General features: G+C 66.7%; 13 protein-coding genes and 1 tRNA gene. 9 read left to right on the top strand and 5 right to left on the bottom strand.

Translation table 11 applies throughout. The features are described from left to right. The first annotated feature begins 3 nt into the window (after nucleotides 1-3). Nucleotides 4-1071, top strand: coding sequence for an isocitrate/isopropylmalate dehydrogenase family protein (locus ACW172_RS18215; RefSeq protein WP_492032836.1), 1068 nt, complete (start codon nucleotides 4-6; stop codon nucleotides 1069-1071). Between the two features lie 188 nt (nucleotides 1072-1259). Here the strand turns inward: ACW172_RS18215 and ACW172_RS18220 are convergent, their stop codons facing one another. Genes ACW172_RS18220 through ACW172_RS18230 form a run of 3 tightly spaced genes read right to left on the bottom strand, consistent with a single transcriptional unit; the run spans nucleotide 1260 to nucleotide 2178 of the window. Beyond that, nucleotides 1260-1532: a DUF5985 family protein gene (locus tag ACW172_RS18220; protein ID WP_492032837.1), complete on the bottom strand. Its 273-nt coding sequence runs from the start codon at nucleotides 1530-1532 to the stop codon at nucleotides 1260-1262. Then, nucleotides 1529-1801 (bottom strand): DUF5985 family protein, encoded by a 273-nt coding sequence (locus tag ACW172_RS18225; RefSeq protein ID WP_492032838.1) that lies wholly within the window; start codon nucleotides 1799-1801, stop codon nucleotides 1529-1531. Before ACW172_RS18225 ends, ACW172_RS18220 begins: the two co-directional genes overlap by 4 nt. Further along, nucleotides 1798-2178 (bottom strand): hypothetical protein, encoded by a 381-nt coding sequence (locus ACW172_RS18230; RefSeq protein ID WP_492032839.1) that lies wholly within the window; start codon nucleotides 2176-2178, stop codon nucleotides 1798-1800. Before ACW172_RS18230 ends, ACW172_RS18225 begins: the two co-directional genes overlap by 4 nt. 276 nt (nucleotides 2179-2454) lie before the next feature. Here ACW172_RS18230 and ACW172_RS18235 point away from each other — a divergent pair, with 276 nt between their 5' ends. Together ACW172_RS18235 and ACW172_RS18240 are read left to right on the top strand one after the other, a co-directional pair. Next, a complete protein-coding gene (locus ACW172_RS18235) occupies nucleotides 2455-8259 on the top strand; it encodes a HAMP domain-containing protein (protein ID WP_492032840.1) in 5805 nt (1934 codons plus the stop codon). A gap of 1 nt (nucleotide 8260) precedes the next feature. Beyond that, nucleotides 8261-10270 (top strand): response regulator, encoded by a 2010-nt coding sequence (locus ACW172_RS18240; RefSeq protein WP_492032841.1) that lies wholly within the window; start codon nucleotides 8261-8263, stop codon nucleotides 10268-10270. Nucleotides 10271-10467: 197 nt separating this feature from the next. Here ACW172_RS18240 and ACW172_RS18245 read toward each other — a convergent pair. Next, nucleotides 10468-10557, bottom strand: a tRNA-Ser gene (locus ACW172_RS18245). A gap of 132 nt (nucleotides 10558-10689) precedes the next feature. On the opposite strand from ACW172_RS18245, the gene ACW172_RS18250 reads away from it, so the two are divergent. The 6 genes from ACW172_RS18250 (at nucleotide 10690) to ACW172_RS18275 (ending at nucleotide 15530) form a co-directional block, all read left to right on the top strand. Then, nucleotides 10690-11505: a septal ring lytic transglycosylase RlpA family protein gene (locus ACW172_RS18250; RefSeq protein WP_492032842.1), complete on the top strand. Its 816-nt coding sequence runs from the start codon at nucleotides 10690-10692 to the stop codon at nucleotides 11503-11505. Nucleotides 11506-11568: 63 nt separating this feature from the next. Beyond that, on the top strand, nucleotides 11569-12555 hold the full coding sequence (locus tag ACW172_RS18255) for a DNA polymerase III subunit delta' (protein ID WP_492032843.1): 987 nt from the start codon (nucleotides 11569-11571) through the stop codon (nucleotides 12553-12555). Further along, the gene (locus ACW172_RS18260) at nucleotides 12552-13334 is read left to right on the top strand and encodes a TatD family hydrolase (RefSeq protein WP_492032844.1); all 783 of its coding nucleotides are present in this window, start codon (nucleotides 12552-12554) and stop codon (nucleotides 13332-13334) included. Before ACW172_RS18255 ends, ACW172_RS18260 begins: the two co-directional genes overlap by 4 nt. A 4-nt stretch (nucleotides 13335-13338) precedes the next feature. Then, a complete protein-coding gene (locus ACW172_RS18265; RefSeq protein ID WP_492032845.1) occupies nucleotides 13339-14148 on the top strand; it encodes an MBL fold metallo-hydrolase in 810 nt (269 codons plus the stop codon). Nucleotides 14149-14195: 47 nt separating this feature from the next. Continuing rightward, nucleotides 14196-15296 carry a PLP-dependent cysteine synthase family protein gene (locus ACW172_RS18270; RefSeq protein WP_492032846.1) on the top strand — a complete coding sequence of 367 codons (1101 nt, stop codon included), beginning with the start codon at nucleotides 14196-14198 and terminating at the stop codon, nucleotides 15294-15296. A 51-nt stretch (nucleotides 15297-15347) separates the two neighbouring features. Beyond that, nucleotides 15348-15530: a DUF3606 domain-containing protein gene (locus ACW172_RS18275; protein ID WP_087120133.1), complete on the top strand. Its 183-nt coding sequence runs from the start codon at nucleotides 15348-15350 to the stop codon at nucleotides 15528-15530. A gap of 10 nt (nucleotides 15531-15540) precedes the next feature. On the opposite strand, the gene ACW172_RS18280 is transcribed toward ACW172_RS18275, so the two are convergent. Continuing rightward, complete coding sequence (locus ACW172_RS18280; protein WP_492032847.1) at nucleotides 15541-16914, bottom strand: DUF4861 family protein; 1374 nt, start codon at nucleotides 16912-16914, stop codon at nucleotides 15541-15543. Between the last annotated feature and the right edge of the window lie 122 nt (nucleotides 16915-17036).

The following is a 17036-nucleotide window of genomic DNA, read 5'->3' on the forward strand; positions in this document are numbered from 1 at the left end:
AACATGCGAATTCTCGTTCTGCCCGGCGACGGTATCGGACCCGAAATCACGGCCGCCACACTCGAGGTGCTGGCGGCCGTCGATCGTTCCATGGACCTCGGCCTCGACATCGAGATCGCCGGGATCGGGCTGGCCAGCCTGGCGACCCAGGGAACGACCCTGCCGCCCGCGGTGCTGGCGCGTGTGCCCGAGGTGGATGGCGTCATCCTCGGTCCGGTGTCCCACTACGACTATCCGCCCGTCGACCAGGGCGGTCCCAATCCCTCGGGCGTCCTCCGGACACGGTTCGCCCTCGGGGCCAACATCCGGCCCTGCCGGAGTCGCCCCGGGCTTTCACGATATGCAGAGATGGACCTCGTGATCGTGCGTGAGGCGACGGAAGGCTTCTACGCCGACCGCAACATGTTCGCCGGGGTCCCCGAGTTCATGACCGATCCGGACACCGCCCTGTCGGTCAGAAAGATCACCGCCGCCGCCAGCCGCCGGGTCGCGCGGGCCGCCTTCGAGCTCGCACGCGGACGGCGCTGCAAGGTCACGGCCGTTCACAAGGCCAATGTCTTGAAGATGACCGACGGCCTGTTCCTGCGCGAGGTCCGATCGGTCGCGGCCGACTATCCCGATGTGACCCTGGATGAGGTCATCGTCGATGCGGCGGCGGCCCTGCTGATCCGCGATCCGGGCCGGTTCGACGTCATGGTCACCACCAATATGTTCGGCGACATCCTGTCGGATCAGGCCTCAGAACTGGCCGGCGGCCTCGGCCTCGGCGGCTCGCTGAACGTCGGGGAGGAGGTCTGCGTCGCCCAGGCCCAGCATGGCTCGGCGCCCGATATCGCGGGAACCGGAACGGCGAATCCAACCTCGCTCATCCTCTCGGCCGCGATGCTTCTGGACTGGCGTGGGCGGCGGGACGGAGATGACCGCCTCTGCTCGGCGGCGCGGCGGATCGACCGGGCGCTCGATCAGGCCCTCGCGGATGCGGGCGCCCGCACCCCCGACGTGGGCGGGCAGGGGACCACGAAGGCTTTCGTAGCCGCGGTGATCGCGGCGCTGGACAGCCTTCCATCCTGAGAGGGTGAGGGTTCGGCGGAATCTTCAGCACGGGCCGGCGCACCGGCGTTTCGCGACACCGCCTCCGCTTCGAGGCCGAAGCGGACTGTTTCCCCTGCCGCTTCATGCCTCGGGTCGTCCGCCTGCCGGAGGACTTTCGGAATGGGCACGCGCCCGATCGCCGCGAGAATCCTTTGCCCCCTTGGGGCCTATGAATCCGGATTTTGGTTCTTCTTCAAGGATTTCGCTGTGATGGCGCCGATGATCAGGAGATAAGCCATCAGCCGGAGCAGATAGAAGGGGCTTTGCTCCTCTTTGGGAATTTGCAGGAGCGCGGTCAGGCAGGGCGTCGCCGCCATCAGCAGGAAGGCGGCGGAGAAGGCGAGGAACAGGCCGTCCCGCGTTCTCTGCCAGAACTTCAGGAAGAACAGGCTCGCCAGGGCATAGCCCATGACGATCGCGCCCGGCGCCAGGGCGTTCATCGCTCGCTCTCCCAGATGAAGCCGTAGAGCAGGGTGGCGACGGCGGCCAGGGCGCTGATCTGACGGGCGAGGGTGAAGTCGATGTCCGCGAAGACCACCATGTCCAGAACCACGAACAGATTGTTGAGCGCCAGCAGGGCGAAACAGATCGCGCTCCAGAACAGCAAGGGCTGGCGGCTCGTCCACCAGGCGCGGCTGAGCAAGACCGCACACGCCGTGCTGGCGAGCAGGCACAGGCCATAAACGATCTGTGGACCTGATCCGATCACGTCTTCTTTCCCCCAAGGCGGAAGGCGTTCGCAAAGGTCGCGAGCGAATCAGTCCGGCGTCGGATGATCGCGTTGACGACCGAGACCGGACGGTCACGGTAGGTCGCTTCGATCGCCACGCAAAGGGCGTCGATCGACGCGGGCGGCGCGTATCGCCAGGCCGCGCCCTCCGAAACCACAACCCCGGCACGCTCGAGGGACCTGAGGTTTTCCGCCACGATCTGATCGCTGGCGCGCAAGGTCGAGATCAGGGCCTCCGACGTCCATCCGCGCCCGGCTTCGCTGCGCATCAGGATCATCAGGTCGAGCGCCCAGACGGACGGAATCGCGGCGTCGATGAAAGAGATCAGGTCGTCGCCGAGGGTGTTTGAAGCCACTGGGCCTTTCCGGTGTCGCCGCGTTTTCGGCATCGGGTTCAGCGGCGAGAAGCTAGCGAGTCCGGTCCGCAGCGCAACCCGTGAAGTTTTCGCCGGCGTACGGAACCCGACGGCGGGTTAGCGGGTTTGTTTGGGTTGGTTGGGGCTTACGGGGACAGCGCTACATTCAGGTCGGGCTTCGGAGCGGAGACGCGCCGATCGTCGTGTCCCACGTGTTCGCTGCTTGCGGGTTCAGGCCGATTTCCGGGCCCCGGCCCTGTCTGTAGTGAGCGCATGATGACCGCTGCCGCCGTGGCTCAACCGACCCTCGATAACCGCCAGCTTCTCGCCGCGCTTCGGGCGTTCCGGCGCGGGGATTTTTCCGTCCGGCTGCCGGACGATCTCACCGGAATGGACGGCGATCTGGCCGAGGCCTTCAACGACGTCGTTGAGCTGAACGACGGAATGAGCAGGGAGTTCAATCGACTCGGCGAAATTGTGGGGCGGCAAGGCAAGATCAATCATCGGGCCAAGGTCGCGGGCGCGACCGGATCCTGGGCCGCCAGCGTCGACGCGGTGAACACCCTGATCGCCGACATGGTTCACCCGACCGCCGAAATGGCCCGGGTGATCGGCGCCGTGGCCAAGGGCGACCTGTCGCAGACCATGGATCTGGAGAACGAGGAACAGCCCCTGCGCGGCGAGTTCCTGCGCATCGGCCGGGTCGTGAACACCATGGTGGGCCAGCTCGGCTCCTTCGCCTCCGAAGTGACGCGGGTGGCGCGCGAGGTCGGCACCGAGGGCAAGCTGGGCGGTCAGGCGAACGTGAAGGGCGTCGCCGGCACCTGGAAGGACCTGACCGACAATGTGAACTTCATGGCCGCCAACCTGACGGGTCAGGTGCGTAACATCGCCGAGGTGACCACCGCCGTCGCCAACGGCGACCTGAGCCGCAAGATCACCGTGGACGTGAAGGGCGAGGTGCTGGAGCTCAAGAACACCATCAACACCATGGTGGACCAGCTCAACTCCTTCGCCTCCGAAGTGACCCGGATGGCGCGCGAGGTCGGCACCGAGGGCAAACTCGGCGGTCAGGCGAACGTGAAGGGCGTCGCCGGCACCTGGAAGGACCTGACCGACAATGTGAACTTCATGGCGGCCAACCTGACGGGTCAGGTGCGCAACATCGCCGAAGTCACCACCGCGGTGGCCAAGGGCGACCTGTCCAAGAAGATCACCGTCGACGTGAAGGGCGAAATCCTCGAACTCAAGTCCACCATCAACACGATGGTCGATCAGCTGAACGCCTTCGCCTCGGAAGTGACCCGGGTGGCGCGCGAGGTCGGCACCGAGGGCAAGCTGGGCGGCCAGGCGCGGGTGGAAGGCGTCGGCGGCACCTGGAAGGATCTGACCGACAACGTCAACCTGATGGCCGACAACCTGACGGGTCAGGTGCGTAACATCGCCGAGGTCACGACCGCCGTGGCCAAGGGCGACCTGTCCAAGAAGATCACGGTGCAGGTCCGCGGCGAGGTGCTGGAGCTCAAGGACACCATCAACGTCATGGTGGACCAGCTGAACGCCTTCGCCTCGGAAGTGACGCGGGTGGCCAAGGAGGTCGGCACCGACGGCAAGCTGGGCGGTCAGGCCCAGGTGGAGGGCGTCACCGGCGCCTGGAAGGACCTGACCGACAACGTCAACCTGATGGCCGACAACCTGACCGGTCAGGTGCGTAACATCGCCGAGGTCACGACCGCCGTGGCCAACGGCGACCTTTCCAAGAAGATCACCGTCGACGTGAAGGGTGAAATTCTTGAGCTCAAGTCGACCATCAACGTCATGGTGGATCAGCTCAACTCCTTCGCGTCCGAAGTCTCGCGGGTGGCGCGGGAAGTCGGCACCGAGGGCAAGCTGGGCGGTCAGGCGAACGTCCGGGGCGTCGGCGGGGCCTGGAAGGATCTGACCGACAACGTGAACTTCATGGCGGCGAACCTGACGGGCCAGGTGCGCAACATCGCCGAGGTGACGACCGCCGTCGCCAACGGGGACCTGTCCAAGAAGATCACCGTCGACGTGAAGGGCGAGATCCTGGAGCTGAAATCGACCATCAACGTCATGGTGGACCAGCTGAACGCCTTCGCCTCGGAAGTGTCGCGGGTGGCGCGCGAAGTGGGGACCGAAGGCAAGCTCGGTGGTCAGGCGCAGGTGACCGGCGTCACCGGCACCTGGAAGGACCTGACCGACAACGTCAACTCCATGGCCGACAACCTGACGGGTCAGGTGCGTAACATCGCCGAGGTGACCACCGCCGTCGCCAACGGCGACCTGTCCAAGAAGATCACCGTGGACGTGAAGGGCGAGATCCTGGAGCTGAAATCCACGATCAACACCATGGTCGACCAACTGAACGCCTTCGCCTCCGAAGTGACCCGCGTGGCGCGCGAGGTCGGCACCGAGGGCAAGCTGGGCGGCCAGGCGAACGTGAAGGGCGTCGCCGGCACCTGGAAGGACCTGACCGACAATGTGAACTTCATGGCCGGCAACCTGACCGGTCAGGTGCGCAACATCGCCGAAGTGACGACCGCGGTGGCCAAGGGCGACCTGTCCAAGAAGATCACCGTCGACGTGAAGGGCGAAATCCTGGAGCTGAAGAACACCATCAACGTCATGGTGGACCAGCTGAACGCCTTCGCCTCGGAAGTGACGCGGGTGGCCAAGGAGGTCGGCACCGAGGGCAAGCTGGGCGGGCAGGCGCGGGTGGAAGGCGTCGGCGGCACCTGGAAGGACCTGACCGACAATGTGAACTCCATGGCCGCCAACCTGACCGGTCAGGTGCGCGGCATCGCCGACGTCGTGACCGCGGTGGCCAACGGCGACCTCAAACGCAAGCTGACCGTCGACGCCAAGGGCGAGATCGCCTCCCTGGCCGACACCATCAACGGCATGATCGAGACCCTCGCCATCTTCGCCGACCAGGTCACCAACGTGGCGCGCGAGGTGGGCATCGAAGGCAAGCTGGGCGGCCAGGCGCGGGTGCCCGGCGCCGCGGGCCTGTGGCGCGACCTGACCGACAACGTGAACCAGCTGGCCGGCAATCTGACGACCCAGGTCCGAGCCATCGCCGAGGTCTCGACCGCGGTGACCAAGGGCGAGCTGACCCGGTCCATCACCGTCGAGGCCTCGGGCGAGGTCGCGGCGCTGAAGGACAACATCAACGAGATGATCCGCAATCTGAAGGATCAGACGCTGAAGAACACCGAGCAGGACTGGCTGAAGACCAACCTCGCCCGGTTCACCCGCATGCTGCAGGGCGAGCGCGACCTGGCCACGGTGTCGAACATGGTGCTGTCAGAGCTGGCGCCGCTGATCAACGCCCAGCACGCGGTCTTCTATGTCTCCGACCGGGACGCCGAGGAGGAGCCGATCCTGGTGCTCGCCGCCGCCTATGCCTCGACCGAGCGGGAGCTGCTGTCCAAGACCTTCCGGATGGGGCAGAGCCTGATCGGCCAGTGCGCCAAGGAGAAGGAGCGCATCCTTCTGACCAATGTGCCGCAGGACTACATTCGGGTGGCCTCAGGCCTGGGCAGCGCCGCGCCCCTGAACATCATCGTCCTGCCGGCCCTGTTCGAAGGCGAGGTCAAGGCGGTGATCGAGCTGGCCACCTTCGGCGAGTTCTCCGAGACCCACCAGTCCTTCCTGAGCCAGCTGATGGAGTCGATCGGGATCGTTCTGAACACCATCGCGGCGAACATGCGCACCGAGGGGCTGCTGTCCCAGTCGCAGCTGCTGACCGCCGAGCTTCAGGTCCAGCAGGGCGAACTCAAGACCACCAACGACCGGCTGGAGCAGCAGGCGGCCTCCCTGCGTCAGTCCGAGGAACTGCTCCGCGCCAAGCAGGAGGAACTGCAGCAGTCCAACGCCGAGCTGGAAGACAAGGCGATCCTGCTGTCGACCCAGAACAAGCAGGTGGAAGCCAAGAACCGGGAGGTCGAACAGGCCCGTTTCGCGCTGGAGGAAAAGGCCGAACAGCTGGCCCTGACGTCGAAATACAAGTCCGAGTTCCTGGCCAATATGAGCCACGAGCTGCGCACGCCGCTGAACAGCCTGCTGATCCTGTCCAAGATGCTGAGCGAGAACACGCAAGGCAATCTGACGCTCAAACAGGTCGAGTTCGCCAAAAACATCCACGCCGCCGGCTCGGACCTGCTGGGCCTGATCAACGACATTCTCGACCTGTCCAAGATCGAGTCCGGCACCGTCACCCTGGACGTCAGCGACACCCCGTTCGCCTCCCTGCGCGAGCAGATGCAGCGGACCTTCGCCCAGCTGGCGCAGGACAAGAAGCTGGACTTCACGATCGACATCGACCCGACCCTGCCGGCCTCGATCTACACCGACGACAAGCGCCTGCGGCAGGTCATCAAGAACCTGCTGTCGAACGCCTTCAAGTTCACGGCGGCGGGGTCCGTGGCTCTGCGCGTCGCCCGGGTCGAGAGCGGCTGGACGCCCGGCAACGAGCATCTGGCGGCTGCCGACAGCGTCGTCGCCTTCTCAGTCCAGGACAGCGGCATCGGCATTCCGGAAGACAAGCAACGGATCATCTTCGAGGCCTTCCAGCAGGCCGACGGCACCACCAGCCGCAAATACGGCGGGACCGGCCTGGGTCTTTCCATCAGCCGCGAGATCACCCGCACCCTCGGCGGCGAGCTGAAGGTCGAAAGCGAGCCCGATCAGGGCAGCGTCTTCACCCTGTACCTGCCGCTGGCCTTCACCCCGGCCCTGGCCCAGGCTCCATCGACCCGCGAGCCGATGAAACAGGTCACGGTCCGCAGCGCGCCCGCCGAAATGGTCGAGGACGTGGTCGAGCCGGTCACCGACGACCGCGAGACCCTGTCGCCCGAGGATGCGGTGGTGCTGATCGTCGAGGACGATCCGCGCTTCGGGTCGATCCTGCTCGCGCTCGCCCACGACTGCGGCTTCAAGGGCGTGATCACCCGCGAAGGGATCACGGCGGCGTCGCTCGCCCTACGGTATGCGCCACAGGCCATCATGCTCGACGTCGGCCTGCCCGACATGGACGGGTTGGCGCTGCTCGACCTGCTGAAACGGACCCCCGAGACGCGCCACATCCCGGTGCATGTCATCTCCGCCGACGATCAGGCCGGGCTTGGTCTGGCCATCGGCGCCTTCGGCTTCACCGCCAAGCCGGTCGATCGGGAAGGCGTGGTCGCCGGCCTCGATGAGGTTCGCCGCTTCGTGGCGACGTCGGAGCGGCGTCTGGTCCTTGTCGGCAAGGGCGCCGAGGCGGTCGCGACGCTGGAGGCGGGCTTCGGCGCCGTCACCCGCGTTGCGCGCCTCAAGGACCTGGCCAAGCTGCCGGCCCTGCCCAGCGACAGTCTGGTGATCGAGGTCGACGCCGCCTCGGTGGGCGAGCTGATCGACTATCTGAAGACGGCGGACCGTCCCGCGGTCGTCTATGCCGCCGGCGCCCTGTCGGCGGAGGACGAGCGTCGGCTGAGGCTGGCGGTGTTCGCGGGCTATCTGCGGCTGGCCCGGACGCCGGACCAACTGGTCGAACAGGCCACCCTCATGCTGCATGAGCCGACGGACCGGCTGTCGGACTCGGCCCGCGCGACCCTGGCCCAGACCCGCAAGGAGGACGCCATTCTCACGGGCCGAACCGTGCTGGTCATCGACGACGACATCCGGAACATCTTCTCGATGGCCAGCGCCCTCGAGGAGTTCGGCGTCGATCTCCACTATGCGGAGAGCGGTCGGGCCGGGATCGACCTCCTGCGTCAGCATCCCGAGGTCGACGTCGTTCTGGTCGACATCATGATGCCGGACATGGACGGCTATGAGACCATGAAGGAAATCCGCTCCCTGTCGAACTTCGCCAATCTGCCGATGATCGCCGTGACGGCCAAGGCCATGAAGGGGGACCGGCTGAAATGCATCCAGGCCGGGGCCTCGGACTATGTGTCCAAGCCGGTGGACATCGACTACCTGATCTCGGTGATGCGGGTGGCCATACAGCGCACCGACGCCACTCGCTTTGCGTCCCAGACCCTTATCGCCGCCCCCGAACCGGCAGCCGGCTAGGATGGAAACCCCGGACAAGCTCACGCTGCCGCCGCTTACGGCGAAGGTGCTCATCGTCGATGACGATGAGCGCAACGCCTTCGCCGCGACCGAGGCCCTGGCCTCGCTGGGGCATGAACTGATCATCGCCCGATCCGGCGAAGAGGCCCTGCGCTGCCTGCTGACCAACGAGTTCGCGGTCATCCTGCTCGACCTGCACATGCCCGGCATGGACGGCTACGAGACCGCCCGGCTGATCCGCGAGCATCCCCGCACGCGCGACACGCCCATCGTCTTCGTCACCGCCGTCTTCCGGGACGAGGCGCACATCTTCCAAGCCTATACGGCCGGCGCCGTGGACGTGGTCTTCAAGCCCGCCGATCCCTTCATCCTGCGCTCCAAGGTCTCGATCCTGGTCGACCTCTACCTCAAGACGCTGGAGATCCGCCGCCAGGCTGACCAGAGCCGCCGGCTGCTGGAGGAGAACGCCCGGGTCAGCGCGGAGAAGAGCGAGGCCGAGGCCGCCTTGAGACGCAGCCATGCGCGCCAGGACGCCATCCTCCAGTCGCTGCCGATCGTTTTCACCTCGCGCGCGCCGACGCACCCGTTCGGCGCCCTGTTCGTCAGCGACAGCATCACGCCGATGACGGGCTTCGCGCCGATGCGCTTCGTCGAGGAGCCCGAGATCGGTCTCGGCCGCATCCATCCGGACGACGTGGCGGCGGTCGCGGATTGCCTCATGGCGGCGTCGCAGACCGGCGCCTATGCCTGCGAATACCGGTGGCTCTGCGCCGACGGAAACTACCGCGTCTTCCTCGACCAGGGCGTCCTGGCCCCGCGCCATGACGGCGACGGGATGGAGATCATCGGCACTATCCTCGACGTCACCGACAGGCGGTCGCTGGAGGAACAACTCACCCAGGCGCGCAAGATGGAGGCGGTGGGCCAGCTGACCGGTGGTGTGGCGCACGACTTCAACAACCTGCTCACCGTCGTCCTCGGCAACGCCGACATCCTGCTGCGCCGGGGTCTCTCGGACGACAAGCAGACCCGACAGGTCGGCGCCATTCGCCAGGCCGCCGAGCGTGGCCAGACCCTGACGCGTCAGCTGCTCGCCTTCTCCCGCCGCCAGCAGCTCAACCCGGTCGTCGTCGAGCTCAACGGCCTGGTGCGGGACTTCGCCCCCCTGCTGCAGCAGGCGATCGGGGAGGGGGTGACGCTCGATCTCGGCCTGTCCGACGCTTCCGTATGCGCCCACGTCGATCCCAGCCATCTGGAAAACGCCCTGCTCAACCTGGCGGTCAATGCGCGCGACGCCATGGCGAGAGAGGGGACGCTGTCGATCCGGGTCGACGCCGGGACCGAGGCGACCCGGACGGAAGGCCGTGTTCTGATCACCGTCAGCGATACGGGGGCGGGCATGGCGCCCGAGGTCGCCGCACGAATTTTCGAGCCCTTCTACACCACCAAGGAGGTCGGTAAGGGCTCAGGCCTGGGCCTGTCTCAGGTCTATGGCTTCGTCCGTCAATCGGGCGGCGAGGTGACCGTGGACACGGCGCTGGACCGCGGCGCGGCCTTCACCCTCAGCCTGCCTCGCAGCGCCGAACGTGCGGAAAGCCGGGCGCAGGCGGAGCCCGAGACCTTGGTCGTGGCGTCGGAACGGGTGCTCATCGTGGAGGATGACCCCGAAGTGCTGAAACTGTGCGTCGACCTTCTGGAATCCCAGGGTTACCGTTGCGACACCGCCGCGAACGCCTCCGAGGCCCTGGATCGGCTGGACGCGTCCGGGCCCTACGACCTGCTGTTTTCCGATGTGGTCATGCCGGGTGGGGTCAACGGGATTCAGCTGGCCCGCAAGGCTGTCGAGCGGTTCCCGGAGATGCGAATTCTGCTGACCTCAGGATATGTGGGAGAGAATTCCCTGCAGGACGCGCACGAATTCGAGGTCATCGACAAACCTTATGAGCAGGTCGGACTGTCCCGTCGTCTGCGCCTCATGCTCGATGCGCAGCCCAGGAGGGCCGTGGCCTGAAGATTGCTACCGCTGAGAGCTTCGCCGCCACCTGAGCCGCGCGACTGCTCAAGGTCGTCTTCCTGGCGTCCGATCTGAAACGCACGATCTTGGATCGCGCTCAGTCCGACCTGTTGACGCTCAAAGGTTCTGGTGCGCAACGACCTACCGTTGGAATGTGGGCGCAGGCAGCGCATCGCGTCTGGCGACGGAAAGATTGGCGGACAGGGTGGGATTCGAACCCACGGTAGGCTTCCACCTACGGCGGTTTTCAAGACCGCTGCCTTAAACCACTCGGCCACCTGTCCATCCGGACGCACGCGGTGGGCTGGCCGCGTGGAGGAGGGGCTCCTTAGCAGTGAAAGCCCCGGTTAACCAAAACGGAAATTTCGTCGTCCACACTGAAGGCTCGGGATCGGCCCGAGACTTCCGGACGGACCATGCGGGCAGGATCGCTGAAAGGCGTCATAAGAGCGGCGGCGGTGGCGGCGGCGACCGCGACACTGGCGGCCTGCGCCGGCGTGCCCGGAATGGGGGCAGGGCGGCCGCGCATCCCCGTCATCACCGATCCGGCTCCGATCGTGAGCGGCACCATGCGGCCCTATCAGGTGCGTGGGCGCTGGTACCGGCCGATGAGCGACGCCAGGGGTTATGATGAGACGGGTCTGGCCTCCTGGTACGGTGACCAGTTCAACGGGCGGGCGACCTCGACCGGCGAGCGGTTCGACATGCATGCGCTGAGCGCCGCCCACAAGACCCTGCCGCTCCCGGCCCTGGTCGAGGTGACCAACGAGGCCAATGGCCGCTCCATCATCGTTCGCGTCAACGACAGGGGCCCCTTCGTTGACAACCGCATCATCGACCTGTCGCGCGGTGCGGCCGAAGAGCTGGACCTGCTCTCGCGCGGCGTCGGAGAGGTGAGGGTCCGCTATCTGGGCCCGGCCCCGCGCGGCGGCGGCACCGGGACCGGCGCCGGATACCAGATCGCCTCGAACGACCGTCCAACCCCGCAGCCCGAGCGCCGCGATGGCGACCGCTTCTGGGTTCAGGCCGGGTCCTTTTCCGACGCGACCCTGGCTCATCTGGCAGCCGAATCGCTGGGCGGGCGAGCCCGTGTGAACACCGCCTCGGTCGACGGTCAGCGCTACTTCCGGGTGCTGGTCGGACCGTGGGACGACGCCAATGCGGCCGAACGCGAGCGTCAGTCCATCATGGCGCGGGGCGTGCGCGACGCCCTTCTGGTGTCCGGACGCTGATTTCCACGGTCTGATCGCGGCGCCGGGCTTGTTGCGCCCGGGTCGCCCCGCCATCATGGGCCGGTGACCGCCCATCCCCGCGACCGTTTCGATCTTCAGCCCTCGCCCCAGGCCGAGGCCGCCTTCGAGGACGCCCGCCTGCGCGGCCGGCTGCACCACGCCTGGCTGCTGTGTGGGCCGGAGGGGGTCGGCAAGGCCACCTTCGCCTATCGCGCCGCCCGCCGCCTGCTGGGGGCCATGCCCGACCCGTCGCGCGGCATTCTCGGCGCCCGGCCCGATGATCCGGTGTCCAAACTGATCTCCGCCCAGGCCCACCCGGATATTCTGGTGCTGGAGAAGCTGGTCGAGAACGGCAAGACCAAGAAAACCATCTCGGTCGATCAGGCCCGCGACCTGCCCGAGTTCTTCTCCAAGAGCCCGTCCCAGGCCCAGGCCCGCGTCGCCATCATCGACGCCGCCGATGACCTGAATATCAATGCCGCCAATGCCTTGCTGAAGATTCTTGAGGAACCGCCGGAACATGGCGTGCTGCTGATGGTCACCCATGCCCCGGGCCGCCTGCTGGCCACCATCCGCTCACGCTGTCGCCGTCTGGCCTTTCCGGTCTGGTCGCAGCATGCGCTGGCCGAGCTGGTGCTGGATCGCTCCGGCGTCGACCCGGATGAGGCCGACCGCATCGCCGCCATGGCCGGGGGCTCGCCCGGTCAGGCCCTGGCCCTGAGCGCCGGCGCGACCTCCGAGGCCGACCAACTGGCGCGGCGCTGGGTGTCGGAGCCGTCGCTGGACCGGGCCGAGGCCTTGTCGGTCGCCGACGGCTTCCGGGGCGCCGAGGGCCAGGCGAAGTTCGACATGGTGCTGGACCGGCTGATTGCGGCGGTGAAGGAGCAGGCGCTGCAGGCGCCCGCAGGCAAGGGAGCTTCCGCCTGGGCCGAGCTCTGGGGCCGGCTCAGCGAGCTTCCGGACCGGACGGCGGGGCTGAACCTCGACCGTGGCGACGCCCTGGCGGGGGCTCTGACGGATGTGGCCCGCACCCGAAGGATCGCCGGATGATCATCGACAGCCACGTCAATCTGCACGCGCCCCAGTTCGACGAGGATCGAGACGCCGTCATCGTCCGCGCCCGCGAGGCCGGTGTTCAGCTGATGGTCGAGATCTCCGACAAGCTGTCGACCTTCGAGGCCACCCACGCCCTCGCCATGGCCCATGACGACATCTGGTGCACCGTCGGCGCCCATCCGCACGAGGCCAGGGACCACACGGCCATGACAGCCGCCGATCTGGTCGAACTGGCGGGGCGGCCGCGCGTCGTCGGCATCGGCGAATGCGGTCTGGACTTCCACTACGACCTGAGCCCGCGCGACGTTCAGGCCGAGGTCTTCCGCCGCCACATCGAGGCCGCGCGCGAGACCGGCCTGCCGCTGGTCGTGCATACGCGCGAGGCAGACGACGTCATGGCTGCGATCCTGAAGGAAGAACAGGGCAGGGGGGCCTTCAAATTCCTCATGCACTGCTATACCAGTGGTCAGGAATTGGCTGATATCGCTCGTGAACTTGGCGGATGGTTCTCGGTCTCCGGCATCGCCACCTTCAAGGCCGCCGAAGAGGTTCGGGCCGTGATCCGCACCATGCCGGCGGACCGGATCATCGTCGAAACCGACTGTCCGTACCTGGCGCCCATGCCGCACCGGGGCCGCCGCAACGAGCCCGCCTATGTCGGTCACGTGCTCGACAAACTGGCCGAGGTCCGCGGCTGGGACCGGGCCGAGGCCGAGGCCCGGACGACCAAAGCCTTCTTCGATCTGTTCGATCGCATCCCGAGCCCGAGTTAATCTAATGGATGAGATTTCGGCGCTAGAGATCACAATTCTGGGCTCCGGTTCATCAGGCGGCGTGCCACGCGGCGACGGTGACTGGGGCGTCTGCGATCCCGCCGAGCCGAAGAACCGGCGCACGCGTTGCTCGATGCTGGCGCGCCGCCAAGGGCCCGAAGGCGTCACCAGCGTCCTGATCGACACCTCTCCGGACCTCCGGCAGCAGATGCTGGCGGCCAGGGCGACGTCCGTGGATGCGGTCCTCTATACCCATGACCATGCCGACCAGACCCACGGCATCGACGACCTCAGGGTCTTCGCCATCCGCCGCCGCGCCCGGATTCCGGCCTGGATGGATCAGGCGACGGCCGACGCGCTGCAGCCGCGCTTTCCCTACATCTTCGAGAGCCAGCTGGGCTATCCGGCGCTGCTGGACCTTCACCTGATCCCGCCGCATGGCCAACGCTGGAGTGTTAACGGCCCGGGCGGCGAAGTGCCGGTCGTGACCTTCGACCAGGCCCATGGGCCGATCCGGTCGGTCGGCTATCGACTCGGCGACGTGAGTTACTCAAGCGACGTGTCGGGTCTGGACGATGCGGCCATCGAGGCCGTGCGCGGCTCGAAGCTCTGGATCGTCGATGCGCTGCGCTGGACGCCGCATCCGACGCACGCGACAGTCGATCAGGCCCTGGACTGGATCGCGCGCGCCGGTGTCGAACGCGCCGTGCTGACGAACCTGCACATCGATCTGGATTACAACGACTTGAGCACCAGAGTTCCGAAAAACGTTGAGGTTGGATACGACGGCTGGACCGCGTCCTTCCCACTCTGACCGCATCGCTCATTTCGCATAATATATCTTAGGCGCATTTCGTATCCATGTCTGACGTCCTCGCAAATCCGGCCTCCTCAAGCGTTTCCCGCGACTGGACGGCCCATGCGGTGCGGCGCATCGAGGCGGACTACAATCGCTCGGCGGACACCCATCTGATCCCTGTCGACCTGCCGGCCCTCGCCGACATCGCCCTCTACCTGAAGGACGAATCCAGCCACCCGACCGGCAGCCTCAAGCACCGTCTGGCGCGATCGCTGTTCCTTTATGCGCTGTGCAACGGCTGGATCGGCGAAGGCATGACCATCGTCGAGGCCTCCAGCGGCTCCACGGCCGTCTCAGAGGCCTATTTCGCCCGGATGCTGAAACTGCCCTTCATCGCCGTGGTGCCGCGCTCCACGGCGCCCGAGAAGATCCAGGCGATCGAGTTCTACGGCGGTCGGTGCCATTTCGTGGATCGGCCCGGCGACGCCTATGCGGAATCGGAACGCCTCGCCCGTGAACTGGGCGGCCACTACATGGACCAGTTCACCTATGCCGAACGGGCCACCGACTGGCGCGGCAACAACAACATCGCCGAGGCCATCTTCGCCCAGATGTCGCGTGAGCCGTGCCCGGTCCCGCGCTGGGTGGTCTGCGGCGCCGGCACCGGCGGCACCTCGGCGACCATCGGTCGCTTCGCCCGTTACAACCGCCATGAGACGCAGGTCTGCGTCGCCGACCCCGAGGCCTCGGTCTTCCACCGTCACTGGGCCGACCGCACAGTTCAGACGACGTCTGAAGTCCCGTCGAAGATCGAGGGCATCGGACGCGCCCGGGTCGAGCCGTCCTTCATTCCGGGCGTGGTCGACCGGATGATCGCCGTGCCCGACGTCGCCTCCATCGCCGCCGCCCGGGTGCTGAGCCGCCGCCTGGGCCGCCGCGTCGGCGGATCGACGGGCACCAACCTCTGGGCCTGCGCCCTTCTCGCCACCGAAATGGCCGAGGCGTCGATGCGCGGCTCGATCGTTTCCATCCTGTGCGACCATGGCGACCGCTACGCCTCGACCTATTTCAACGACGCCTGGCTGGCGGCCCAGGGCTTCGATGTCGCCCCCTACGAGGCCCGGATCGAGGCCTTCTTCGCCGAAGGACGCCTGTCGTCCTGACTCAGGATATACTCCCTACCCTCTGATTTTATTAATGAACGAGAGAATGTAATGGCCGGCCTCAAGGACAAGCGCGGCTTCATCGACAAGGACCGGCTCGACCTGTCCGAGCGTCAGGCCGTCGAATACTGGATGAAGCGCTGGGGCGTGACGAAGGACCAGATCACCGCCGCCCACCGCAAGGTCGGCCGCATGACCAAGGACATCGCCGCCGAACTGGGCAAGAAGCGCTAGGGCCCCTCGCCTACGGCTTGCGCTCCACCCGCGCGCCCTCCAGCCGCGGCGGGCTGTTGTAGCTCCGGGCGCTGGCGGCGACGTAGTCGGCGAAAGCCTGCGGTGTCTTCAGGACCTCGCCCTCGCTCCAGCCGGCGGCCAGCATGTAGCGATAGGTCCCGTCGGCGCGGGCCGGGATGCGGTAGACGTGGTTGCCGCCGCGCGTCTCGACGAACTGGTAGCGGCCGTTCTCGTCGTCGGGCACCACCAGGGCGGTGCCCGCATAGAGGATCGGCGCCTGCTGCTGCAGCCCCTCGACGTCGTCGGGATTGCGCAGGGCCTCGGGCGCCGCGGTGACGACCAGATTCCCGTCCTGAACCTCGAAATTCTGACCCGGCCGACGCCGGATACCGACGGCGAAGTCGGCGCCCTGCGCCCCCGGCCGCCAGGTCAGGAAGCGGGCCTCGGCGGTCGTATAGTTCTGGCCGGCCCAGGCGGAGTAGGTCTGCTCCAGGGCATATGTCCCCTGCCCCGTGTTCCAGTTCATCGTGCGGATGCGGACCATGCTGCGCACCGGCCCGTTGGTGATCACCTCGAAGGCGTAGCGGGTGTCGGACTGCTGGCCGCTGTTGAAACGATGCTCGAGGTCGGCCGTGGGCGAGAAGCGCGGCCGCTGGAGCGTATCCCCCTCGAACACCCCGATGCCGCCGCCGCCGAAACTGTCGTCGACCGACTGGATGTCGGCGCCGTAGTCAGGGTTCTCGGCCGAGACGCCGTAGCCGTCGAGGTTGCCCATGTAGAGCCGGTTCGACATCAGGAGCGGCTTGCGCTTGGCGTAGATGTCGATGTCGGTCGGGAACCACAGCTTCCAGCCCACATTCTCGCTCTCCCAGAAGGGCACGGTGTGGCGCATGTAGGAGCCGATGGCCGCATGGGTGCGGTGCGGATTCCAGCCGCGCTGCTGATAGCCGCGATAGACGTAGAAGCGTTTGTGCTTCCCGGCCTTGAGGTCCGAGGCGAAGACCAGCTCGTCCCAGATTCCGTCCTTGTCCAGATCGTCGAACTGATAGTCGAGCGCCCGGCCGTGGGTCTCCCCGCGCCGCTCGTGCGGCCCCTGACGCGCCAGCTGGGCGGCGGTCGGGTCCGGACGCGGCTCACCGTCGGGATCGACGACGGTCGCGGTCAGTTCCTGGATATCGGCCAGCATGGGCAGCTGGTCGCGGCGCAGGACGATGGGCTGACCCTTTCGGTCCTCGTTCAGGTCATTGGCGATGACGATCTCGACCCGCTCGACCGGAACGAAGTCGCCCTGCGCATACCAGCCGGGGCTTTGTGCGAGGGCCGAGCCCCCTGCCCCGCCCAGCGCCAGTCCAGCCGCCGTGGCGGTCCAGAACATCCTTCCCATCGTCGTCCTCCGTCGGTCTCAAGCCGATTTGTATGACGAATGTCGGGGAAAGCCGGCGGAATGTCCACCGGTGTCAGTGACGCACTTTCATTCCTCATCCCGACGAAAGCCGGGATGAGGAG

The organism is Brevundimonas sp. ALps5, assembly GCF_058681645.1.

Excerpts from the sequence above, each read along its gene's own strand:
- ACW172_RS18235 (WP_492032840.1), top strand. The coding sequence starts at position 2,455 with ATGACCGCTGCCGCCGTGGCTCAACCGACCCTCGATAACCGCCAGCTT.
- ACW172_RS18215 (WP_492032836.1), top strand. The coding sequence starts at position 4 with ATGCGAATTCTCGTTCTGCCCGGCGACGGTATCGGACCCGAAATCACG.
- ACW172_RS18280 (WP_492032847.1), bottom strand. The coding sequence starts at position 16,914 with ATGGGAAGGATGTTCTGGACCGCCACGGCGGCTGGACTGGCGCTGGGC.
- ACW172_RS18260 (WP_492032844.1), top strand. The coding sequence starts at position 12,552 with ATGATCATCGACAGCCACGTCAATCTGCACGCGCCCCAGTTCGACGAG.
- ACW172_RS18240 (WP_492032841.1), top strand. The coding sequence starts at position 8,261 with ATGGAAACCCCGGACAAGCTCACGCTGCCGCCGCTTACGGCGAAGGTG.
- ACW172_RS18250 (WP_492032842.1), top strand. The coding sequence starts at position 10,690 with ATGCGGGCAGGATCGCTGAAAGGCGTCATAAGAGCGGCGGCGGTGGCG.
- ACW172_RS18265 (WP_492032845.1), top strand. The coding sequence starts at position 13,339 with ATGGATGAGATTTCGGCGCTAGAGATCACAATTCTGGGCTCCGGTTCA.
- ACW172_RS18270 (WP_492032846.1), top strand. The coding sequence starts at position 14,196 with ATGTCTGACGTCCTCGCAAATCCGGCCTCCTCAAGCGTTTCCCGCGAC.
- ACW172_RS18275 (WP_087120133.1), top strand. The coding sequence starts at position 15,348 with ATGGCCGGCCTCAAGGACAAGCGCGGCTTCATCGACAAGGACCGGCTC.
- ACW172_RS18220 (WP_492032837.1), bottom strand. The coding sequence starts at position 1,532 with ATGAACGCCCTGGCGCCGGGCGCGATCGTCATGGGCTATGCCCTGGCG.